We start from the raw sequence: 23,384 nt of genomic DNA on the forward strand, positions 1-23,384 counted from the left end.
TGCCTCACACATCCCCGCACGGGCATACCCCGCCCCCTGCACTTACGCATGTGGTTCATCGATTGATTCGGCCGATACTTCGGTAGTTTCGTAGGGTGGGCACGGCAACAAGCCCCTGAGGCGGGGGTTGCCCTCCCAGGGGATGTGGGCAGCAGGGCGGTCCGACGCTTCGGTGCTGCCGTCAAGCCCCCATGGACGGGTTGAGTGGGCGGCACACCGCGCGGCCCCAGGGAGGGCTACCCCCGCCTCAGGGGCGAACCCAGCCACGAAACCCACCCATCAAGACGGCAACATCCCCAAATCCGCCATCGGCACCCCGGCCTTGCGCAACGCCAGGCGCAGCGTCGACCGGACCACCCGGGGGTTGTCCAGATGCAGTAACCCGGAGGCCACGGTCTGTGCCCATCCGCTGTCGATCTGCCGCAGTACGGCCTTGACCCGCAACAGGTTGGAGCTGCTCATCGACAATTGACGATAGCCGAGGCCAACCAGGGTCACGGCGCCCAGCGGGTCGCCGGCGAGTTCGCCACAGAGACTGACCGGTACGTTGGCTTCGTTGCCGGCGTCGACGACCATTTTCAGCGCCTTGAGTACGGCGGGGTGCATGGCGTCGTAGATGCCGGCGACGCGGGGGTTGTTGCGGTCGACGGCGAGGAGGTATTGGGTCAGGTCGTTGCTGCCGACGGAGATGAAGTCGACCTGGCTGGCGAACTCGCGCACCAGGTAGACGGCGGAGGGCACTTCGACCATGACGCCGATGTGGGGCACCTGGGCGTTGACGCCTTCTTCGTTGAGTTCCATGACGGCCCGGTGGATCAGCGCGAGGGATTCTTCCACTTCGCTGACGCTGGTGACCATGGGCAGCATGATCTTGAGGTTGTTGAGGTTGACGCTGGCGCGCAGCATGGCGCGGATCTGGACCATGAACAGTTCGGGGTGGTCGAGCATGACCCGCAGGCCGCGCCAGCCGAGAAAGGGGTTGTCTTCGACGATGGGGAAGTAGGCCAGGCTTTTGTCGCCGCCAACGTCAAGGGTGCGCATGGTGACCGGCAGCGGCGAGAACGCTTGCAGTTGGGCGCGATAGATCAGGGCCTGTTCCTCTTCCGAGGGAAACCGTTCGCGCAGCATGAAGGGCACTTCGGTGCGGAACAGGCCGACGCCGTCGGCGCCTCGGTCCTGGGAGCGAATGACGTCGGTCTGCAGGCCGGTATTGACCAGAAGGCTGATGTTCACGCCATCCTGGGTTTCGCTGGGCACGTCTTTCAGCGCTTCCAGCCCGGCTTCGCGTTCGGCTTCCTCTTCGACAATGTTCTCGAAGTAGCGACGCTTTTCCTGGGACAGGCGGTAATAGAGATGGCCCCGGTAACCGTCGACCACCAGTTCCTCGCCCTGCAGTGCCTGCCAGGGCAGTTCCTGCACCCCCATGACGGTGGGGATATCGAGCGCCCGGGCCAGAATGGCGACGTGTGAGTTGGCCGAGCCCTGGGTACAGACGATGCCGGCGATCTTGCCGTCGGCCATTTCGCCGAACACCGTGGGAGAGATCTCCTCGCCGACCAGAATCGCGTTTTCGGGCAGAACCGTCTCGGGGACGGACTCCTGCAGGTAGGACAGCACACGACGACCCAGGTCGCGCATGTCCGAGGCCCGTTCGCGCAGGTAGGCATCGTCCATGCTGTCGAAGTGGTCGATATAGCCGCGCATGACCTCGGCCAGTGCGCTCTGCGCCCATTCACCCTTACGGACGCGTTCGATGACCGCATCGCCCAGCGCCGCGTCTTCCAATATGCCGACGTAGACATTGAACAGCGCAAGTTCTTCCGGGCGCAATTCGTTTTTCAGGCGGTCGCTGGTGGCCCGCAAATCGGAGCGCACGCTGGCGAGGGCATCGTGGAACAGCTTGACCTCGGCCTCGATGTCATCGGTGCGGCGGACGGGAACGGCATCCAGATCCGCCGGCGGCAAAAGCACATGCGCCTGGCCGATGGCCACGCCCTGGGCACCGGCGACCCCGTTGAAGCGGACATCCTGTTGCTCACCGCCGAGCAGGTTAAGACCAGACAAGGCTCCGGTCGCCTCGGCATGCGCCAGCACCCCGGCCAACTGTGCCGAGATGGTCACCATCACCGCTTCCTCGGCATCGCCGAAGCGTCCGGCATCCGTCTTCTGGATGGTCAGCACGCCCAACAGTTTGCGGTGGTGAATAATCGGCACGCCCAGCATGCCCTTGTAGGGTTCCTCGCCGAGACCGGCGACGGGAAAGAAATTCGGGTGTTGGGTGGCATCGCTGAGATTGAGCGGTTCCTCACGTTTGCCGACCAATGCCACCAGGCCCTGGTTCTGGGTCAGGGTGACTTTGCCGATAGCGTCCGGACTCAGGCCGTCGGTCGCCATCAGGACATACCGGTTGACGTGCGGGTCCCACAGGAAGACGGAGCAGACCTGCACGTCCATACCCTCGCGGATGCGCCCGACGACGGTACGCAGCGACGTTTGCAAGTCTCTGGTGCTGTTTACTTCCTCCACAACATTGCGGAGGAGATGCAACATATCAGCCACGTACCCTTTGCTCCCGTTGAACGCGCGGGGCCAGTTCGGCCAATGCCTGACGGTAAACGTCCCGCTTGAAGGAAACGACCTTGGCCAGAGGATACCAATAGGATACCCATTCCCAGCCGTCAAATTCGGGGTCGTCGCTTTCGTTGAGCATCACCGAGCTGTCGTCGCCGAGCATCCGCAGCAGGAACCATTTCTGCTTCTGGCCGACGCAGATCGGCATGGCGTTGTAGCGAATCATGCGCTTGGGCAGGCGATACTTGAGCCAGCCCCGGGTGCAGGCCATGATTTCGACGTTGTCGGGGCGCAATCCGACTTCTTCACGCAGTTCGCGATACAGGGCATCCAACGGGGTTTCCTGGGACCGGATACCCCCCTGGGGAAACTGCCAGGCATCTTGACCAATACGGCGTGCCCAGAGCACCTGGCCCCGGCCGTTGGTCAATATGATGCCCACATTGGGGCGAAAACCGTCGGAATCGATCATCGTCGCCTGCGCTGTTCGTCTCTCAAACCCAAGGAAGCCCTCAACCGTGCCGGTTCCGGGCCAATACCCCACCCCCGGCACGCTCAAACCTCTTCCCGCATTGTTCCACAACCACCGCAAAACACCAAACAGGTCACATTTGAGTGTCGTGCCAGGGTAAAACCCTTGGGCCGACTGAGTGCTACTAACCCGTGCCCCGGAACGGGGTATGCTCTTCCGGGGACCGCTGTGAACCCGTCCATGGGCGCTTAACTTCGGCATCCATGCCTCAGATGTCCCCTCCAGAGCACACCCCGCCCCGGCGCACTAGACCACCGATCAAAACATAACCTCAAGGGTCATGAGTCGGTTGGATTACGCCTTCGGCTACCGAGGCCGGGGTGCCGGACCAGACGTACCGATCCAACCTACGAAACTTCTTATTGGTTCTGGTTTTGGGAATGTAAACCGGTGCCACTGCAGTAAGCGCGAGGTGGGGGTAAGCCCCTCCAGGGAAGTCGGCAGCATGGATGCTGCCGCCTAGCCCCCATGGACGGGTCTACGGCGACCCTGGAGGGGCTTACCCCCACCTCGCGCGCACTCCCGGGCAACCAAGCCAACCCAGCCACCATTAGACTGAGCCACCATCACGTCTTGTGCCACCCACCGGACCACCGTAACCTACGGGTTTTGATTCAACTGCCGTGGAGTAAACCGTGACCCTTGCGATCTTTGACCTCGATAATACCCTGTTGGCCGGCGACTCCGACCATGCCTGGGGTCAGTTTCTGATCGACGAGGGATTGGTGAATGCGGATGAAGTGAAAGCCATCAACGACGGCTTCTACGCCGACTACCAGGCCGGAAAGCTCGATATCGAACGCTACCTGTGTTTCGCCCTCGACTTCCTCGCCCACAAGGATCCGGCCGAACTGGACACCTTGCACGCGCACTTCATGCAACGCTGCATCGAGCCACTGATCACCGACAAGGCACTAGCCCTGGTCGACAAGCATCGTCAACAAGGCGATACACTGCTGATCATCACCGCGACCAACCGCTTCGTGACCGGACCGATCGCCGAGCGGCTGGGCATCGACAACCTGATCGCCTCCGAAGCCGAGCGGGTGGACGGGCGCTATACCGGCCAACCGACCGGGGTTCCGAGTTATCAGGAAGGCAAAATCACCCGGTTGGAAGCCTGGCTGGCCGATCATCACGAAACGATGGTCGGCGCCTGGTTCTACAGCGATTCCCACAACGACCTGCCCCTGTTGAACCGGGTGGACCACCCGGTGGCCGTGGATCCGGACGATACCTTGCGAGCCGTGGCGGAGCGAAACGCCTGGCCGATCATCAGTTTAAGGGAGTAACGCCATGCACCGCCCGCACCTGCTTGCCCTGGCTCTGCTGTCGACCGGTGTCCTGACACTGGCCGCCTGCTCGGGTTCCGACCCGGAGCAAGCGGCGACCACCGACGACGGCACGGCGGAAGACACCACTCCTGCGACCACACCGGCCGACAGCGGTCAGTTGGTGGCGGCGGCCGGTCGGATGCAGCAGGCGGCGCGCGAGACCGGCGACGCCATGATGGAGACCTGCCGGACGTTGCAGGCGCGCGTGACGGGGTTTCTGCAACACCCGGACGATTCCGGGCGGGATGCGGCGCGCGAGGCCTGGCATGAGTGTTACGAACACTGGAATCGCTTCCTGGTGTTCCATCAGGTCGCGTTCACGCCGCGCGATGCGGCCGCTTTGGTGCGAACCGGTCGACTGATCAACACCCGCCCCTTCCAGCCCGGTTACATCGACGGCCTGCCGGAATACCCCTACAGCGGCCTGGTGCATGAAACCGGCATGGTGTTGTCGTTGAGCACACTGCTGGATCAGCACCAGATGATGGATGAGGAATCCGCTTCCCTCGGGTTCCCCGTGGTGGAAACGCTGCTCTGGCGTGAACCCTTGGCGGAGTTGTGGATCGCCGGCGAAGAGGAAGACACCAGCGTGGTGCCGCGCCGTCGCCAGTACCTGGAAGTGGCCACGGAAGAATTGCTGGCCCAGCTGCGTTCGGCCCGCGATCGCTGGCAGACGGACACGTCCCTGCGCGACGTACCGAACGCCATCCAGGCACGGGTGCTGCTGCGCAGTCTGGAACGTCTGGTCTACCAGGCCCTGCTGACCCGCACCTTCGCCGAGGGTGCACTGGACGACCCCGAGTGGCACCACCCCAGCGCCGTCGCGGGTCAGGGCCGGCGCCACATGCTGGCCCGTGTAGCGGGGCTGGAACGTTTGCTGGGTGTCACCCCCAACGGCACCAACCCGATCACGGTCTGGATTGATGAGGCTTTCGAACAGCCCGACGGTGCGACGCTGCGTGAGCACCTGGCCGCGGTCCGCTCCACGATCGAAGCACTGCCGGCGAATGCCCCCCTGGGCGACGTCGACGTCGAATCCTTCAATCAGGCCCGCCAGGCCATCGCGACCCTGCACCAGGACCTGAACACCCTGTTCGAGGCGACCAACCCCTGACCGTCCCCGATTACAGTCGGCTCTGCTAAACTGTCGGGCCAGCCGTATCCATCCGAGAGAGGGACCGTCGTGGCCATCGCACTCGATTCCGACCAGATTCAGCAGATCCTGCAGGGCATTGTTATCCCACCCCAGCCGCAAGTCATGGTCGACCTGCAAATGGAGCAGATCCAGCCCGAGCCGGATCTGCGCCGCATCGCCCAATTGATCCGCCAGGACGTCGGACTGTCCGGCACCATGCTGAAGGTCGTCAACTCGGCCTCCTACGGTCTCGCCAACAAGATCACCTCCGTCGAGCAGGCGGTGATGTTGCTGGGCATCGACACTGTGGTGAACATCGTCAACGGCCTGAGCATCAAGGGCGAGCTGAGCGACGAAGACATCGTCAAGATGAACCGGTTCTGGGACGCGGCCCTGGACATCGCCATGGTCAGCCAGAACATCGCCAAGCTGATCGGCTACCCGACCCCGGACGAGGCTTACACCCTGGGCCTGTTCCACAACGCCGGCATCCCGTTGATGATGAAACGCTTCCCGGACTTCGAAGACACCCAGCGCCTGGCCTACGCCGGCGAATACGGCCGCATCATCGACGCGGAAAACGATGCCTACCGCACCAATCACGCCGTCATCGGCTATTACACGGCCAAATCCTGGCGTGTGCCGCAGTTGCTGTGCGACGCCATCGCCGACCACCACAGCGTGGAACAGATCTTCACCAACAATTACGCCCAGGACGGTCGCAAGAAAACCCTGCTGGCAATACTGAAAATCGCCGAACACCTGTGCGGCCTGCCGCTGATCCTGACGGACCGGGAGGAGGACGTCGAATGGGCCAGGGTCGGTCCGCTGGTGTTCGAATACACCGGGCTAGGTGCCTACGATCTGGAACAGATGCGTGATACCTTCCGGGACATGGGCGTCGTCTCGGTGATCAACGCGCCGGACGACTGAGACGCCACCACTCGCCAACGCATTCGTCAGGAACCGACCCCGCATGACCGATTTCCTACTGACCGCCTTTGTATTTCTGTGCGCCGGTGTCATCGCCGTGCCGCTGGCCACCCGCTTCGGACTGGGCTCCGTGCTCGGCTATCTGATCGCTGGCATCGCCATCAGCCCATTGCTGACGCTCCTGCATGTGGACGTGATTTCACTGCAGCACTTCGCCGAATTCGGGGTGGTAATGATGCTCTTCCTCGTCGGTCTCGAACTGAATCCGACCAAATTGTGGGAAATGCGGCGCAAGTTGCTCGGCCTGGGCGGCCTGCAGGTCGCGGGCACGGCGGCTGTGGTGACGGCCATCGCCATGGCTCTGGGTCAGCCCTGGCGGATCGCGCTCGCCATCGGCCTGGTTCTGTCGCTGTCGTCCACCGCCATCGTGCTGCAAACCCTGAACGAAAAAGGTCTGATGAAAAGCGATGGCGGGCAGGCCAGTTTTTCCGTGCTGCTGTTTCAGGACATCGCTGTCATTCCCATGCTGGCGCTGATTCCGCTGCTGGCCATGCCGGGACTTCAGGACGCAACCCCCGGACAAGCCGACCACGGCGAAGAGGCCGCCCATGGGTTGAGCCTGGTCGAGGGTCTGAATGCCTGGCAGACCGCCGGCGTCACTGTCTTGGCCATTGCCTTCGTGCTGGTCATCGGTACCTATCTGGCACGGCCGCTGTTCCGCTACATCGCCAGCGCCCAACTGCGTGAACTGTTTACCGCCACGGCGTTGTTCCTGGTCATCGGCATCGCCCTGCTGATGTCGCTGGTCGGGGTGTCGCCGGCGCTCGGCACTTTTCTGGCCGGGGTGGTGCTGGCCAACAGCGAATACCGGCATGAGTTGGAATCGGACATCGATCCGTTCAAAGGCTTGCTGCTCGGCCTGTTTTTCATGACCGTCGGCGCAGGAATCGACTTCGACCTGCTGTTCGATCAGTTCGGCACCGTCCTGGGGCTCACGCTGGGCCTGATCGTCGTCAAAGGGCTCGTACTGGGCGCACTGGCGTACCTGTTCGAGATACGCGGATCGGACAAATGGCTGACCACCATCGGTCTGGCCCAGGCCGGTGAATTCGGCTTCGTACTGCTCTCGTTCACCGTCGCCAATTCGGTCATCCCGGGCGACACCGCCAACCTGTTGATGCTGGTGGTGGCTTTGTCGATGATTCTGACACCGGCGATGTTCATCGCCTTCGACCGACTGGTCGTGCCCTTCTACGCCAAACAGGCCGACGGCGGCATGGACGACATCGAGGTTCAGGGCGATGCCATCATCATCGGGCACGGCCGGGTCGGCGGCATCGTCAACCGCATGATGCGCGCCGTCGGTTATGAAACCACAGTGGTCGACTACAGTTCTTCGCAACTGGAGATGCTGCGTACTTTCGGTTTCCGCGTCTTCTTCGGCGACGGCACCCGGCCCGATCTGCTCAAGGCCGCCGGTATCGAAGACGCCAAACTGGTCGTCGTCGCCATCAACGATAAGGACCACATCACCAACGTGGTGCGCTACATTATCAAGACCTACCCGCACGTTCATGTCATCGCGCGCGCCGTGGACCGCATCCATGTCTTCGATCTCTGGTATGTCGGCTGCCGCGACGTTATTCGCGAAACCTACGACAGCTCCATTCGTATGGCGCGTTCGGCCCTGGAAGCCATGGGTATTCCTCAGGACAAGGCCGTGAGCATGGCCAAAGCTTTCGAGACGAAAGACCGCGCCTCCATGCCGATTCTGGCCGAGCTGTACGACATGACCATTCCGGTGATGGAGAACAAGCCGTACGTCGAGAAAGTGAAAGAGCTGAGCGAGGAATGGGAGGCTCAGCTCAAGGGTAAGATGCAGCGGCTGAGGGACGGCGAAGAAGAGCAGGATTAAACCGGGAACGTCACCCGGTTTGATCCCGTCGGTCAGTCACTAATTGTTTGGATAAAAGTAATACTGTTCGATGGCTTTTGCGTAATCACCGGCGTTCCGACTGGCATCATTGCAGAACACCATGATGGAAAAATCAGCATCCGAATAGCGTCCGTAATAAGTCCGGGTACCGAAAAACCCTCCATGGTGCAGATAGACCGATTCACCATGACGTTCAGTCACCATTTGCCCATTGGCGTATAAGCGGCCGTATTTTTTTAGTGCGCTATTCGGCTGGTTAAATTGCCGGATCAATGATTCCGGATCAAAACCCAATTGGGGTTGGTAAAAATGCCGGTCCCATTTCAGCATGTCATTCACGGTGGTGTACAAGCCACCGGCACCGACGGTATAGACATTGGCATCGTCCCTGACATAGTCGCGGCCGATCATGTTATACCCCGTAACCCGACCGTCGATGATGGGTCGCGGGCTGTCCAAAAACATCGTATTGGACATCCCTAAGGGTTTAAAAATCTTCCGATCTGCATAATCCCTTAAACTTTGGCCGCTGACTTCCTCCACCAGCATGGCCAACAAAAAGTAAGCGATGTTGCTGTAGTGGAATTTCTCATTCGGTGAATAACGTAACGGAAGCTTCTGTATGTATCGGAAGTACTCATCAATCGAAAAGTTCTGATTAAAGAGAAAGGGACCTCCGAACGCGGATTCAAGTACCAGTTCGTCACCACCGGTTGTCGATGTCCAGAATTCGTAGTCATCTCCGCTGTCATTAACCATGCCACTGACATGACCCAGCATGGCATTGACCGTGACCGTTTCACTATAATCTCTCAGGCCGGGCAAATAGGTCCGGATATCGGCATCGAGATCGATCTTGCCTTCGTCGGCCAGCAAATGCACCGCCATCGCGGTAAATTGCTTGGAGACCGAGGCCATTCGATGGACGTTGTGCCCGGTCATCGGCACCTGATTTTCCATATTGGCCAGCCCGTAACCGGCCTGATAAATCAACTGTCCGGATTCGATCACCCCCACCGAACAGCCCGGTTCATCCTCGGCAATCAGGTTATTAAAAAGGGTGTCGATGCGATCGCTGAAGTCGTCGGCCTGTCCTTCCAGGCTGGCGCACGCCGCCATTACCACGGCCAAAATACGTCGTTTTATCACGCGTTCTCCTTATGTCCTTGTCTATGGCTCGGTTAGATATCCTTCCGCTTCAAAACCTCGATCAATGCTGGATCCGAAACGGCAAAAAATTCGGGATTTAACGTGTCCGCCTTGCCGTACTCCAACGGTTCGCCGTTCCATTGCACCAGGGCGCCACCGGCGGCCTTGAGAATGGCCTGGGGGGCGGCGGTGTCCCATTCGCTGGTCGGGCCGAGACGGGGGTAGAGATGAGCACGGCCGGAGGCGAGGTGCATGAACTTGAGGGCACTGCCGACGGCCTGGGTCTCGACCTCGAAACCGGCGTCCTCCAGCCGTTTGCGCCACGGGCCCTGCCAGCGGGCCCGGCGACTGCCGAGAACCCTGATGTGGCTGTCGACCCGGGCGGCGGCAATGGGGCGGGCGTCGCCCGGCCGGCCTTCCTGCGGTGGCACGGAGTCACCGCCCCACCAGGCCAGGTCGGTAGTGGGCTGGTAGAGCATGCCGAACACCGGCTGGTTGTCGACCATGTAGGCCACGTTGATGACGAACTCGCCGCTCTGGTGCAGAAACTCGCGGGTACCGTCCATCGGATCGACCAGCCAGTAGTGGTCCCAGTGGCGACGCTCGGAGTAGTTGACCAGGGCCTCTTCCGACAACACCGGGCAATCGACCACCTCCGGCAGGCCGCTTTCCAGCACGCGGGAAGCGGCGATGTCCGCCGCGGTCACCGGGGAGTCGTCGGCCTTGTGGTTGGTCTTCCAGCGTTCCACATCCCGGTAGACGGTTAGAATACGTTCGCCCGCGGTCTGCATCAGGCGGTACAGCCCGGGAATCAGGTCGTCGGAATGCCACTGCGGTTCGGCCATGGAGGAGGATCGGGCTCGTTACGGATGAAATGTCAGTCTAACACGATCCCGCCGGCTTCGGCGCGGGGTTCATTTGCCCCGGTCGACAGCGAGTTCCCTTGCATTCCCGACCTCCAGGCCGCATCTTCGACCTTTCACGGTACCCGATCGATATGTGCTTCTGTTTATTATGACCGATACCCCAGTTCGACTCGACAAATGGCTTTGGGCCGCCCGCTTTTATAAAACCCGCAGTCTGGCGAAAGAGGCCGTCGAAGGCGGCAAGGTGCATTACAATGGCACCCGCGCCAAGCCCAGCCGCACTGTAGAAATCGGCGCTCTTTTGCGCATGCGCCTGGGCTTCGACGAAAAGACGGTCGAGGTGCTGGACCTGTCGGACAAACGCCGGGGCGCGCCGGAAGCCCAGACGCTCTATCGGGAAACCGAGGAGTCGATCGCCAAGCGCGAAAAACAGGCGGCACTGCGCAAGGCACAGAAGGCCACCCAGCTGGCACCGGACCACAAGCCGAACAAGAAGGAACGCCGCGATATCCGGCGTTTCAAGGATACCCACAACCTCTGATCACGACGTAGGCACGCATGAGCAACCCAGACCAGACCCAACGCTTCCTGTTCGACGACACCCCGCTGCGCGGCGAAATCACCGGCTTGCAACAGAGCTACCGGGACGTGCTGGACAAGCACAATTATCCCGAACCGGTGCGGCATCTGCTCGGGCAGTTCATGGCCGCGGTGGCGCTGCTCAGCGACACCCTGAAATTCGAGGGCACACTGAGCCTGCAAGTGCGCGGTGCCGGTCAGGTACGGATGCTGATGGCCGAGTGTCGGGACCATGAGGCGTTGCGCGCCATTGCGCAGTACACCGATGACTTCAGCTCAAGCGACCCGCTGTTGGGTAACGGTCAGCTGGCCATCACCATTGACCCGAAGCGGGGCAAGCGCTACCAGGGCATCGTGCCCATCGACGACGATGCCCACACCCTGGCCCGGGCACTGGAAGGCTATTTCCGCCAGTCGGAGCAAATCCGCACCCGCATTTGGCTGGATGCGGACGACCAGCGTGCGGCCGGCATGCTGGTACAGGCCATGCCGGTCTCGGCCAGCGAGGGCAGTCTGGAAATCAAGGACGACGACGCCTGGGACCGGGTCACCCACCTGGCCGACACCCTGACCGCAGAGGAATTGCTGAAACTGGACAATGAAACGATCCTGCACCGTCTGTTCCATGAAGAGAAGGTTCGGCTGTTTCCGGAACGTGGGCTGCGCTTTCAATGCACCTGCAGCCGGGAGCGCTGTGGAGAGGCCATCCTGACGCTGGGCCATGAGGAGGCCAAAGAGGTTGTCGCCGAAGAAGGCGCCATCATCAGCGATTGCCAGTTCTGCCACCAGCAATACCGTTTTACGGCGGACGATGTGGACGTCCTGTTCGAGCAGCAGCGCCAGCGTCTGCAATAAGCCGGCGCCACACAGCGTCTACTGGGGCGTCGACAACCGGGTCAGATCCATGGAAGGATCCAGTTGGCGGACCGTGCCCAGGGCCATGTCCAGCCGCCCCTGGTTGAAACTGCCCTGGTGGATTCGCTCCAGCAGACTCATCTGACGCTCGGGGTGATCCCGAAAAAACGCCAGCACGATGTCCCGACTCAGGCGTTTCATCGCGTCGATGTCATCGCGGGCGGCGGCCAGTTCCGCCCAGCCGGCTTCGTCGGTCTCACTCGTCTTCACGATGTGAAACACCACCCCCAGCCAGACAAGATCGATCTCCACCACCTCGATGTGGCTGCGGTTGATGCGGCTGCAATGGCCGAACCCGTAACGAATCTCGTGATCCTCGGCGATGCGATTCGTCGAATAGGAGGCGTTCTCATGCGGAAGGATATCGATCCGCGTCGGCTTGAAGTAACGGTAATGGGGCACGGTAGTCATAAGAAGTCTTTACCCGGCGTCTTATTCGAGAAGCATGGCGCTTGCCGATACTGCGATCCGCAAGTGGTCGGGACACCCGACAACCCGGCCGGACTAATCTGTGAAGTTAGTCACAAACCTGGACACCGCAGTATAACGAAGATGCTCGGGTTCTTTTTTGATCCACCGGCCTAAGATCTGTGCCTGAGAGTGGTCAATGGGCCTGGCCGACCAGACCAATCGGGCCGGTGCGGCCCGGGCCTCAGGCCTGGTCGAACAGTCGATCGCCCATCTGGTCGATGATCAGCTTGGCCTTGACCACCGTAAAATCGCAGGCGGCGTCTTTTCCCGCCACCAGATCGGAGCGGATAAAGGTGTGTTTCTTCTCCGGATCGCCTTCCTTCTCGATCACGCCGCTGACGCGAAACTGACCGGACTCGGAGATCGGTGTCGGCGTGATGCGGTAACCGTTGTACTCGATCGTCTCGCCTGTTACCGACCCGGGTTGGGCGTCGCCCCCGCCGGACAACGCATTTTTGAGCCAATTGAACATCTTGTACCTCTAGTTAACACGGAACACCGGTCGCCCCGAATGGGCGCCGCCGGAGGCTGTTCGAGAAGAGCCTCCCGGGGTCATCATTGTAGCGTCTAAATCGGGTGGGTGTGTCAATTTTACTGACGCAGGCGGTATTTCGACTACATTAGGTTACATTGAGGATACGACGGCGTTACAAGTGTTACTGTTTCCGCAAAAGTGTTACCGATACACACGCACAGAGAGTGTCACCCTTCCCTATATTGATCGGTTTTTAACCTATATTACGCAACTATCTGATTTTAAAGGGTTTTTAAAAACTGGCACGCAGACTGCAATCATAAGCGCACAACGATAAAGACACCCACAAACAAAAATAAGAACGGGTGAGATAAGAACGATAGGCGCCCATCCAAAAACAAGAACAAGGGCGCTGTTTTTATTAGAGAGGCCCGCCAAGAACAAAAACAGGGCCACTTAGTTACGAACCCCTCCTGCATGATTCCCGATTTCTACTGATATCAAGTATCAAGCCCGGCTTGGCTGGATTCCTTTGACTGCGGTACACCTACCTCGTAGGGCAGAAGAGCCGTAGGCGATATCTGCCGTTTCTACCGTGCCGATGGGTCATTGTATGGCTGGTCATCCTACCGACGGCAGATAACGCCCAAGGCTCTTCTGCCCTACAGTTTCACAGTCCGGTTCCAGCCTTAGCGCCAGCCGCCGAGCTCCTGTGTGACCAGTGCCTCGAGCATCTCGATGCTGTCATCACTGTCGTTCAGGCAGGGCAGTACGTCGTAACGCTCGCCACCGGCCTCCTCGAAAATTTCCCGGCCTTCGATCGCGATTTCCTCGAGCGTCTCCACACAGTCGGTAACGAACCCCGGTGTGGCGACGGCGATATTGGTCACGCCTTCTTTCGGCAACTGCGCCAGAACTTCCGCCGTATAGGGTTGCAGCCATTCGGTCGGGCCCAGCCGACTCTGGAAGGTGACTCTCACCCGGTCTTCGGGCCAACCCAGCGACTCGCGCAGCAAGCGGACTGTTTTCTGGCAGTGACAGTAATACGGGTCGCCCAGATCGAAGTACTTCTTGGGCAGACCGTGGAAGGACAGCACCAGAACCTCCGGTTCGCGTTCCAATTCGGCCAGCTGCCGTTGAATGCTGTGCGTCAAGGCCTGGATGTGGGCCGGGTGATCGTGCCAGGGGTGGGCCAGGCGCAAGGTCGGCTGCCAGCGCAGCTTTTTCAGGGCATCGAAGGTGGCGTCGGCGACCGAGGCGGAAGTCGTCGCCGAGTATTGCGGGTAGAGGGGTAACACCAGCAAGCGGTCGCAGCCCCGCTCGATCAGCGCGTCGATCCGATCGCGGATGGCGGGCGTGCCGTAACGCATGGCCCAATCCACCTCGACATCCGGCAGCCGCTCCTGGAGACGTTCGGCCTGGCGGCGGGTGTAATAGCGCAACGGGGACTCGTCCACATCCTTGAGCCAGATCTTGCGATAGGCTTCGGCCGATTTGCGCGGCCGGAACATCAGAATCGGCCCGTAGAGCACCGGCGCCCACAACAGCGGATGCAACTCGATGACACGACGGTCGGAGAGAAATTCCCTCAGGTAACGGCGCACACTGCGTGTGTCGGTGGCATCCGGCGTGCCCAGATTGACCAGTAGCACGCCGATGCGGCCGTGTTTGACGACGGGGTGTTGCTGGGGTTTGTTCATGCCACCTCTTTCTCTGCCGGGGGTTCGGATAGATAATTCTTGCGCCATGTTCGACTAAGGTCGCATTCTTATCGAATGCCGCCCATGTACGGTTGATCCATGCCTGCGGATGACCGCGGATCATACCCAATCCGGCGGATTGGCGCATGGTTTGCCACGATCTAATGGACGACCGCATGGCGATGACAATAACAACTTAAGTCTCGGAGTCCGCAGCGGGTGCTAGAACCCGCACCGGCTGCCGGGTAGACCTTTTCGGGGTCGCCGTGAACCCATCCATGGGGGCTTGACGGCCGCCGTCCTGGCGGCCCACATCCCCGAATAGGTCTACCCGGCATCCGGCGCTAGCCTTCAGTGGTCTCCAAAACTTGAATAACAAAAACTCAATGAGACACCGCCCGCGATGAATGCCTGGTCCATTTTCAGTCTCGCCCTGGCCTATGTGGCCCTGCTGTTCGGCCTCGCCCTGTTTGGCGACCGTCAAAAGGAGCACCGCTGGCCCAATTGGGTGAACGCCACCATCTATTCCCTGTCGCTGGCGGTTTACTGCACCAGTTGGACCTATTACGGCGGTGTCGGCCGCGCCGCCAGTGGCGGCTGGGACTTCGTACCCATCTACCTGGGCCCCATCCTGGTCTTTGTCTTCGGTCGTTCACTGCTGCAGAAACTGGTCAAGGTCGGCAAGCGCCAGAACACCACCTCGATCGCGGACTTCCTGGCCTCGCGCTATGGCAAGCGCAACGGCATCGCCCTGCTGGTCACCGGTATTTGCACCCTGGCCGGCGTCCCCTACATCGCCCTGCAGTTGAAGGCCGTCTCCACCAGCCTGGAAGTCCTGACCGCACCGGGGCTGATCGAGCAGAGCGGCATATCCGATACCGCCCTGATGGTGGCGCTGATCATGATCGGATTCGCCACCCTGTTCGGCACCCGCCAGGTCAATGTCTCCGAACATCATCGCGGCATGATGCTGGCCATCGCGTTCGAATCCATGGTCAAACTGGCCGCCCTGATTACGCTGGCCCTGTTCGTTGTATTCGTCTTCTTCACCGGCCCCGCCGAATTCGGGACCGCCTACCGCAATCTGGGTGTCTTCGACTGGCAAGGCCCCTCGCTGAATTTCATTACCCAGCTGATTCTGGCGTCCGGCGCCATCCTGGTCCTGCCGCGCCAGTTCCACGTTACTGTGGTGGAGAACACCGACCTGCGCCACGTCAACGTTGCTCGCTGGGTGTTTCCGATCTACCTGACGCTGATCAGCCTGGTCATCCTGCCGATCACCGTGGCCGGCCTGTCGCTGTTTCCGTCGGACGCCGTCAATGCCGACACCTATGTGCTGTTGATCCCCCAGTCGACGGAACAGAACTGGTTGAGCCTGCTGATGTTCATCGGCGGGTTCTCGGCGTCGACGGCGATGATCGTCATCACCACCCTGACACTGTCGACCATGCTCAGCAACGATGTCGTATTGCCGCTGATCATGAAGCGCCGGCTCAGCGAGCCGAACGCCCAGGTCGGGCCCCTGCTGATCCTGGTGCGACGCATCGCCATCGTGGCCGTGATTCTGGCCGCCTGGCTTTACCATCACAGTTTCGGCGGCATCGACGAGTTGTCGACGATCGGCCTGCTGGCGTTTTCACTGGTGGTGCAGTTGATCCCGGCCATGCTCGGCGGCCTGTACTGGCGCAAGGGCAACGCCTTCGGCGCGTACGCCGGCATGATCGCCGGCACACTGATGTGGGCCTGGACATTGATGGTGCCCACCCTGGTACGCTCCACCATGTTGCCCAATACCCTGCTCGAACAGGGTTTGTTCGGCCTCGACTGGCTGCGCCCGGAAGCCCTGTTCGGCTTCGAATTCTCCGATACGCTCAGCCACGGCGTCTTCTTCAGCCTACTGATCAACACCACCCTCTATGTGATGCTGTCGCGGCGCACCCTGCCTTCGCTGAACGACCGCATGCAGGCGGCCGCCTACGTCAACATGGACGAGCACCTGCACCATCCGGAACAGATTCCGAAGAAGATCAACATCCGCATCGCCGATCTGATGTCCATGCTCGAGCGCTTCGCCGGCGCGCCGCGTACGCGCGAACTGGTGGAAGACTTCGAACGGGTCAACCACCTGCGTCTGCACGCCCAGGACGTGCCCGGAGCCGACTTCATCCGCTACGTCGAACGCACCCTGGCCGGGGTCATCGGTGCCAGCTCGGCGCGGGCGATGATGCACTCGGCCCTGTCCGGACGACATCTGAATTTCGAGGACGTGGTCACCTTCTTCGACGAAACCACCCAGGCGATCCAGTTCAACCAGCGCGTCCTGTCCGCCACCCTGGAAAACCTCGACCACGGCGTCTCGGTGATCGACCGCGACATGCGCCTGGTCGCCTGGAACCGCAAATACTTGGAGATGTACCAGTATCCCAAGGGCATGATCCGCGTCGGCGTGCCGGTGGAAACCCTGGTGCGCTACAACGCCGAACACGGCGAATGCGGCCCCGGCGCGCCCGAGGAACATGTGCGCCGCCGTCTCGATCATCTGAAACAGGGGTCGTCGCACCGCTTTATTCGCGTCCGGCGCAACGGCTCGGTCATCGAAATGCGCGGCAACCCCCTGCCCGGCGGTGGTTTTGTCACCACCTTCAACGACATCACCGAATTCGTGCGCGCCCAGGACGACCTCGAAGAAGCCAAAAACTCACTGGAAGCCCGGGTCGCCGAACGCACCGAAGCCCTGCGCGAAGAGATCAAGGAACGCGAACGCGCCGAAGACGCCCTGCGCGCCGCCAAGAGCGAAGCCGAACGCGCCAACGCCAGCAAAACCCGCTTCCTCGCGCTCGCCAGTCACGACATCCTGCAGCCGCTGAATGCGGCCCGACTCTATGCCGCGTCACTCAGCGACCAGTGGCCCGGCGACAACACCCTGCAAAAACTCGACGACTCGCTGCGCACCACCGAAGAATTGATGTCCACCCTGCTGGAAATCGCCCGGCTCGACGGCAACGAACAACCCGTCGACCCGGAACCGGTCGACCTCGGCGACCTGTTCGACAGCATCGCCAACGAATTCGCCCCCGTGGCCGGGGAAAAGGGCCTCACCCTGCGCATTCGTCCCAGCTCGCTCAGCGCCTTGTCCGTGCCCAATTCCCTGCGCCGCATCGTGCAGAACCTGGTCTCCAACGCCATCAAATACACCCGCCAGGGCGGCGTCCTGCTTGGCGCCCGGGTACGCGGCGACCGGGTCATCATCCAGGTCTGGGACACCGGCCTCGGTATCGACCGACCCGACCTGCAACGCATCTTCAACGACTTTACCCGGCTCGACCAGCACAGCCAGGAAGCCCAGGGTGTCGGTCTCGGCCTCGGCGTCGTCACCCGGCTCAGCCAATTGCTGAACCACCCCATCTCTGTCAAATCCCGCCCCGGTTTCGGCTCCTGCTTCGAAGTCAGCGTTCCCCGGGCCACCCGCGCCAAGGTCGTCTCCCTCACCACCGCCAGCACCGGCCGAGACACCAACGACTTCGCCTTCCGCGTCCTGGTCATCGATAACGAACCGCAAAACGTCGACGCCCTCGTCACCCTGCTGCAACGCTGGGGCTGCCAGACCCAATTCGCAGTCAGCGCCGACGACGCGCTACAAGCCGACTGCCCCGATCTGGTTTTGCTCGACTACCACCTGGGCGAGACCGACACCGGCCTCAGTCTCTACCCCCGCCTGACAGAACACTGGCAACAGACCGTACCTGGTATTCTCATCACCGCCCATCCGGACGAAGAATTGCGCGGTAAGGCTGAGGCGCTGGGACTGGGATTCTTGCGGAAACCGGTAAAGCCGGCGACGTTGAGGTCGTTGTTGAGAGCTCAGGTCGGCTAAACCGGCGACAGGGATGAGTAGGATAAATGTGACGAAGAATTAGTTGCGGGAGAAACCACAGTGACAAGCGCCTGGTGCCGGGAGTGGCTCTCAGGGATGTGCGAGGCATGGACTGGTGCGCCAGCCCGGTCCGAGGTCAAGCCTCCATGGACGGATTCAAGGCGACCCTGAGAGCCACTCCCGGCACCAGACGCGGACCATTGGCACCATTAACCACTGGCACAAAAATCAAACAACCGTTTGAAGTGATTCTTCAAGATGAGACCTGTTCCTCTGAACTTAAGAATAGTTTCAGATAAATTGGAATCGTCGAGGAGGAATAACAAGATGCAAAAATTGCACGTACTGACGCGGGTGCCCGAGCATATCGTGGACACCCCATCGCATATCACCGGCCAGCAACGCTGGCAACGAAGCTACAACGTCGCCGGCTGGATCCGCTTCGAACGGCAGGATGACAGCCCGGTCCGTCTGCTGTTGCGTGTACAGGACGCCGCCGGCGCCCGGGACGTACCGGTCGACAACACCAAGTTGAACAGCAAAACACTGCTGCTCTCCGGGGTTGCCAACCTCAAACTCACCGGTCGCATCGAACGCATGGAACTGTTGCTGCAAAGCGAGCACGACACCCACAGCGTCGACGAACTCTTTGTTCAGCCGGTCAAGGAGAAAGCCAAAACCAACCCCGCCCGGCGCGTCACTTGGGGCGTCTCGGAATAACGCCCCTGTCAAATGTCGCTCAGCGACGCTCCACCACATCCGTCAGAATGGGAGGTTCCGGGTCAGTGTCCTCGGCGAGAGGGCGTTTCGCCGGCTCCCGTTCATGCACGAGACTCTCCGGTACGGTATCGAACTCCAGCCCGGTCGTCCGCTTCAGATGCTCCAGAGCCAATTCCGGGCGAACCTGGTAGATGTGGACGACCTTGTTGTCGGTGCGCGTGCTGGTTGTCTGACGGGCGGCACCTTTCCGGCTGGCTGACATGGCTTGCTCCCCTGTCCTATTAAGTCCGATACAACTGACTGTAATGTTGCCAAATGCGTGCCAACCCGCCGGAACATCCATTTAACTCCGGGAGTGGCGCGCGAAATCACGACAATCGACACTCGGCAACGATGACAACCACCATGGTAGCGGGCCCGGCTGAACCGGGCATGAATTGACCGGGATAGAAGGGAAGGTGGGCTCTCGCCCGCAGGTCGAATATAAAATCCCGCGTGCCCCCGGGGATGGGACAGGATGTGACGCGGAGCGTCACCCTCCGCCGGACAGGGAGGGATCGCTTTCCAGAGCCAGACGGTTCATCAGAATCACCGCCTGGGTGCGGTTCAACACGCCCAGTTTGCGGAAAATGGCCGTGACGTGCGCCTTGACGGTCGCCTCGGATATGTTCAGATCGTACGCGATCTGCTTGTTCAGCCGGCCCTGTTGCAATTGCTGGAGTACGCGCAATTGCTGGTCGGTCAGGTCGTTCACGCGCCGGGCGATGTCCACCAGATCGTCTTCTTCCTCCACCGGCGGCAGATTCTCGGGCCAGATTTCATCTCCTTCGAGCACCGTCAGGACCGCCCGGCGAATCTCATCGGTCGGAGCCGACTTGGTGATGAATCCCAGGGCGCCGAACGCCCGGGTCCGGGCGATGATGTTGGGCTCGTCGCTGCCTGAAATGACCACCACCGGCACTTCGGGGAATTCCTTGCGGATCTGGATCAGTCCGAAAAAGCCCTCGCTACCGGGCATGCGCAAATCGAGCAGCAACAGATCAAGATCCGGGCTGCTTTGCAGGTGGGACAGGGTCTCGTCCAGGGTGGACGCCAATTCGATGCGGCTTTCGGCCAGTCTGTCCTGGCGCAGGGCCATCATCAGGGCATCCCTGAACAGGGGGTGATCATCGGCGATTAACAACTGATAGGCCATGGTCGTTTCCTGAGCCCAGTGGGCTGGTTCAATTTACCGGGTCACCATAGAGATAACCGGAACAATTGGAGAGTTCAAACAGTATTCGGGCAAACCCTGTGGTTAATCGGGGGATGGTTTGACCCAGCTCAAGTCGGGCGGATTCATCGGCGCTGCGCACCCAGGTCGATACCTGTTCTTCCGTCTTATCCAGGGTGCTCTGCATGGTTTCCAGTGTGGCGCCAAGATCCAGCGATGGCGAATAGCCGGGTGCCTGGGGCAACTCCCCGGTCGCACAGGCACGCGTTCGGTTGGCCAGACGCTCGGCCATGTCCGCGTAGACTCGGAATTCACGCTGATAGTGCTGTCGGAAGGTGGTGGAATCCAGACCCAGGCTGTCCCGCTGCTCCCATTGCTGATGCAACCGGCTCGGCGTCTCCAGCGTCAGGTTACTGAAGCTGTCCAGCAATTCGGTGGATTCGGTAGCATTGGCCGGCAACCAGGCGCTGATGCCACACACCAGAAGCCATCCTGTGATTCTCGCCATCTATTTTGTTGTTGTGATGGATGATGACCCAAGTGTCGCGCGTTTTGCCGTCGGTGTGAACCGCTTTCCTCTCAGAGTTCGAATTCAAGTTTCGGAGTTCGGGTCGGCCGGGAGGCAGTGGCCCGCGTCGGCTGCCGGGGGCACCCCTGTGGGGTCGGCGTAAATCCATCCATGGAGCCTAGACCGCAGCATCCCTGCTGCGGACTTCCCCACAGGGGTGCCCCCGGCAGCCGCCGCTTGTCTGAACGACTAGCGCCAAGACTTGAATTCGAATACCGGAAGACGGAGCTCAGTCTGGCCGAGCTCCATTAGGTACCCTCAGCGGTTGAGTCGCTGGTCGATCAGTTCGTCGACCACGGTCGGGTCCGCCAGTGTCGAGGTATCGCCCAGAGCGTCGTACTCGTTGGCGGCGATCTTGCGCAGAATGCGGCGCATGATCTTGCCGGAACGGGTCTTGGGCAGACCGTCGGTCCACTGGATCAGGTCCGGCGAGGCGATCGGGCCGATCTCCTTGCGCACCCACTGCACCAGCTCTTTGGTCAGCTCATCGCTGGGCACGACACCGGTCATCGGTGTGATGTACACGTAGATGCCCTGCCCTTTGACCTCGTGCGGGTAACCGACCACGGCGGCCTCGGCCACGGCGTCGTGCGCGACCAGGGCGCTCTCGATCTCGGCGGTGCCCAGGCGGTGACCGGAGACGTTCAGGACGTCGTCGACCCGGCCGGTGATCCAGTAATAGCCGTCCTCGTCGCGACGGGCCCCGTCACCGGTGGTGTAGTAACCCTCGTAGGTGCTGAAGTAGGTCTGGATGAAACGATCATGATCGCCGTAGACGGTGCGCATCTGTCCGGGCCAGCTGTCGGTGATGACCAGGTTGCCCTGGACGGCGCCGTCGAGCACGCGGCCAGCGTTGTCGAGCAGCGCCGGCTGCACGCCGAAGAAAGGCCTTGTGGCGCTGCCGGGCTTGAGATCGGTCGCACCGGGCAGCGGCGTGATCATGATGCCGCCGGTCTCGGTCTGCCACCAGGTATCGACGATGGGTACTTCGCTGCGGCCGTAGTGATCGTGGTACCACTCCCAGGCTTCCGGGTTGATCGGCTCGCCGACCGAGCCGAGCAGCCGGACCGAAGACAAGTCGGTACCGGAGGTGGCCTCGTCGCCCTTGGACATCAGCGCCCGGATGGCCGTCGGCGCCGTGTACAGGACATTGACCTGGTGTTTGTCGATGACCTGGGCGATGCGCTTGACCGAGGGGTAGGTCGGCACGCCTTCGAACATCAGCGTTTTGGCGCCGTTGGCCAGCGGTCCGTACAGGATATAGCTGTGACCGGTGATCCAGCCGACGTCGGCGGCACACCAGTAGACGTCACCGTCCTGATAATCGAAGACATATTCGTGCGTCATGGACGCGTACACCAGATACCCGCCGGTGGTGTGCATGACGCCCTTGGGTTTGCCGGTCGAACCGGAGGTGTAGAGGATGAACAGCGGATCTTCGGCGTTCATTTCTTCGGCCGGGCAGTCGTCGCTGGCCTTGTCGACGGCCTCGTGATACCAGACGTCGCGACCGTCTTTCCAGTCAATGTCGCCACCGGTCCGACGAACGACCAACACCTTGTCGACACACTCGGTGCCCTTGTTTTCCAGCGCCTTGTCGACGTTGGCCTTTAACGGGATCTTCTTGGCGCCGCGTACGCCTTCATCGGCGGTGATGACGACGTTGGAGTCGCAATCCTCGATGCGGCCGGCCAGGGCGTCCGGGGAAAAGCCGCCGAAGACGACGGAATGAATCGCGCCGATGCGGGCGCAGGCCAGCATGGCATAAGCCGCTTCGGGAACCATCGGCATGTAGACGGTCACCCGATCGCCTTTCTTCACACCCAGGTCTTTCAGGGCGTTCGCCAGCCGGCTGACGTGACCGTGCAACTGGCGGTAGGTGATCTCGATCTTCTCATCGCTCGGCTCATCGCCCTCGAAGATGATGGCGGTCTGATCGCCGCGCTTGTCGAGGTGGCGGTCGATGCAGTTGTAGGCGACGTTCAAGGTGCCGTCGTGGAACCATTTGATGTGCAGGTTGTTCTTGTCGAAGCTGACATCCCGCACCTGGGTGTAGGGTTTGAACCAGTCCAAGCGCTGCCCGTGTTCACGCCAGAAGCCTTCGTTGTCCTCGATGGACTGCCGGTAGAGGCGTTCGTAGTCTTCGTTCTTGATCAAAGCGCGATCGCGGGCGGCCGCAGGCACCGGATAGACTTTGGTTTCCATCTCGCATCCTCGTTTTTGTTTTTGAAAATAATTCCAGAAAGTAGCCTTACATTGTTGATTCACAGCGCGCAGGCACAATGCGACATTAGTCGATCCAACTCAAGTCTGGGCTATTGGGCCGACCTTGGAGGCCGCTGTGATCGTCTCTGGCAGGGTAGTCGATGGCGAGGGGCTTTGCATCCGCGAGAGCCAGGGGCCACCGTCAACG

General features: G+C 60.9%; 19 protein-coding genes. 8 read left to right on the forward strand and 11 right to left on the reverse strand.

Annotation, left to right across the window (positions count from 1 at the left end):
* Positions 1 to 279: 279 nt before the first annotated feature.
* Together ptsP and IE111_RS10795 are read right to left on the reverse strand one after the other, a co-directional pair.
* Complete coding sequence (ptsP, locus tag IE111_RS10790) at positions 280 to 2,550, reverse strand: phosphoenolpyruvate--protein phosphotransferase (RefSeq protein WP_189608572.1); 2,271 nt, start codon at positions 2,548 to 2,550, stop codon at positions 280 to 282.
* 1 nt (position 2,551) lies between these two features.
* Positions 2,552 to 3,043 carry an RNA pyrophosphohydrolase gene (locus IE111_RS10795; protein ID WP_189608573.1) on the reverse strand — a complete coding sequence of 164 codons (492 nt, stop codon included), beginning with the start codon at positions 3,041 to 3,043 and terminating at the stop codon, positions 2,552 to 2,554.
* A 695-nt stretch (positions 3,044 to 3,738) separates the two neighbouring features.
* Here IE111_RS10795 and IE111_RS10800 point away from each other — a divergent pair.
* The 4 genes from IE111_RS10800 to IE111_RS10815 all read left to right on the forward strand — a co-directional run bounded on the left by IE111_RS10800 (position 3,739) and on the right by IE111_RS10815 (position 8,420).
* On the forward strand, positions 3,739 to 4,395 hold the full coding sequence (locus IE111_RS10800; protein WP_189608574.1) for a histidinol-phosphatase: 657 nt from the start codon (positions 3,739 to 3,741) through the stop codon (positions 4,393 to 4,395).
* A 4-nt stretch (positions 4,396 to 4,399) separates the two neighbouring features.
* Positions 4,400 to 5,551 carry an imelysin family protein gene (locus tag IE111_RS10805; protein ID WP_189608575.1) on the forward strand — a complete coding sequence of 384 codons (1,152 nt, stop codon included), beginning with the start codon at positions 4,400 to 4,402 and terminating at the stop codon, positions 5,549 to 5,551.
* Between the two features lie 69 nt (positions 5,552 to 5,620).
* The gene (locus tag IE111_RS10810; RefSeq protein WP_189608576.1) at positions 5,621 to 6,505 is read left to right on the forward strand and encodes an HDOD domain-containing protein; all 885 of its coding nucleotides are present in this window, start codon (positions 5,621 to 5,623) and stop codon (positions 6,503 to 6,505) included.
* A 43-nt stretch (positions 6,506 to 6,548) separates the two neighbouring features.
* Positions 6,549 to 8,420 carry a monovalent cation:proton antiporter-2 (CPA2) family protein gene (locus IE111_RS10815; protein ID WP_189608577.1) on the forward strand — a complete coding sequence of 624 codons (1,872 nt, stop codon included), beginning with the start codon at positions 6,549 to 6,551 and terminating at the stop codon, positions 8,418 to 8,420.
* A 39-nt stretch (positions 8,421 to 8,459) separates the two neighbouring features.
* Here IE111_RS10815 and IE111_RS10820 read toward each other — a convergent pair whose 3' ends face one another.
* Complete coding sequence (locus tag IE111_RS10820; protein WP_189608578.1) at positions 8,460 to 9,590, reverse strand: serine hydrolase domain-containing protein; 1,131 nt, start codon at positions 9,588 to 9,590, stop codon at positions 8,460 to 8,462.
* 32 nt (positions 9,591 to 9,622) lie between these two features.
* Complete coding sequence (locus tag IE111_RS10825; protein ID WP_189608579.1) at positions 9,623 to 10,435, reverse strand: 3'(2'),5'-bisphosphate nucleotidase CysQ family protein; 813 nt, start codon at positions 10,433 to 10,435, stop codon at positions 9,623 to 9,625.
* 169 nt (positions 10,436 to 10,604) lie between these two features.
* Here IE111_RS10825 and hslR point away from each other — a divergent pair, with 169 nt between their 5' ends.
* Positions 10,605 to 10,997: a ribosome-associated heat shock protein Hsp15 gene (hslR, locus tag IE111_RS10830; RefSeq protein WP_189608580.1), complete on the forward strand. Its 393-nt coding sequence runs from the start codon at positions 10,605 to 10,607 to the stop codon at positions 10,995 to 10,997.
* A gap of 17 nt (positions 10,998 to 11,014) precedes the next feature.
* A complete protein-coding gene (gene hslO, locus IE111_RS10835; protein WP_189608581.1) occupies positions 11,015 to 11,890 on the forward strand; it encodes an Hsp33 family molecular chaperone HslO in 876 nt (291 codons plus the stop codon).
* Between the two features lie 18 nt (positions 11,891 to 11,908).
* Here the strand turns inward: hslO and IE111_RS10840 are convergent, their stop codons facing one another.
* The 3 genes from IE111_RS10840 to hemH form a co-directional block, all read right to left on the reverse strand.
* Entirely contained in the window at positions 11,909 to 12,361 is a 453-nt protein-coding gene (locus IE111_RS10840) for a hypothetical protein (RefSeq protein ID WP_189608582.1), read from the reverse strand.
* A 241-nt stretch (positions 12,362 to 12,602) separates the two neighbouring features.
* The gene (locus IE111_RS10845) at positions 12,603 to 12,893 is read right to left on the reverse strand and encodes an HlyU family transcriptional regulator (protein WP_189608583.1); all 291 of its coding nucleotides are present in this window, start codon (positions 12,891 to 12,893) and stop codon (positions 12,603 to 12,605) included.
* A gap of 692 nt (positions 12,894 to 13,585) precedes the next feature.
* Positions 13,586 to 14,596: a ferrochelatase gene (gene hemH, locus IE111_RS10850; RefSeq protein ID WP_189608584.1), complete on the reverse strand. Its 1,011-nt coding sequence runs from the start codon at positions 14,594 to 14,596 to the stop codon at positions 13,586 to 13,588.
* 403 nt (positions 14,597 to 14,999) lie between these two features.
* Between hemH and IE111_RS10855 the strand changes: the two genes are divergently transcribed.
* Positions 15,000 to 18,470: a PAS domain-containing hybrid sensor histidine kinase/response regulator gene (locus IE111_RS10855; protein WP_189608585.1), complete on the forward strand. Its 3,471-nt coding sequence runs from the start codon at positions 15,000 to 15,002 to the stop codon at positions 18,468 to 18,470.
* A gap of 327 nt (positions 18,471 to 18,797) precedes the next feature.
* Entirely contained in the window at positions 18,798 to 19,190 is a 393-nt protein-coding gene (locus tag IE111_RS10860; protein ID WP_189608586.1) for a hypothetical protein, read from the forward strand.
* Positions 19,191 to 19,209: 19 nt separating this feature from the next.
* On the opposite strand, the gene IE111_RS10865 is transcribed toward IE111_RS10860, so the two are convergent.
* The 4 genes from IE111_RS10865 to acs all read right to left on the reverse strand — a co-directional run bounded on the left by IE111_RS10865 (position 19,210) and on the right by acs (position 23,176).
* Positions 19,210 to 19,452 carry a hypothetical protein gene (locus IE111_RS10865; RefSeq protein WP_189608587.1) on the reverse strand — a complete coding sequence of 81 codons (243 nt, stop codon included), beginning with the start codon at positions 19,450 to 19,452 and terminating at the stop codon, positions 19,210 to 19,212.
* A 270-nt stretch (positions 19,453 to 19,722) separates the two neighbouring features.
* Entirely contained in the window at positions 19,723 to 20,385 is a 663-nt protein-coding gene (locus tag IE111_RS10870) for a response regulator transcription factor (RefSeq protein WP_189608588.1), read from the reverse strand.
* 28 nt (positions 20,386 to 20,413) lie between these two features.
* Positions 20,414 to 20,884, reverse strand: coding sequence for a hypothetical protein (locus tag IE111_RS10875; protein WP_189608589.1), 471 nt, complete (start codon positions 20,882 to 20,884; stop codon positions 20,414 to 20,416).
* Positions 20,885 to 21,229: 345 nt separating this feature from the next.
* Positions 21,230 to 23,176: an acetate--CoA ligase gene (gene acs / locus IE111_RS10880; protein WP_189608590.1), complete on the reverse strand. Its 1,947-nt coding sequence runs from the start codon at positions 23,174 to 23,176 to the stop codon at positions 21,230 to 21,232.
* Positions 23,177 to 23,384: the final 208 nt, after the last annotated feature.

The organism is Saccharospirillum salsuginis (assembly GCF_014651855.1).
Taxonomy (GTDB): Bacteria; Pseudomonadota; Gammaproteobacteria; order Pseudomonadales; family Natronospirillaceae; genus Saccharospirillum; species Saccharospirillum salsuginis.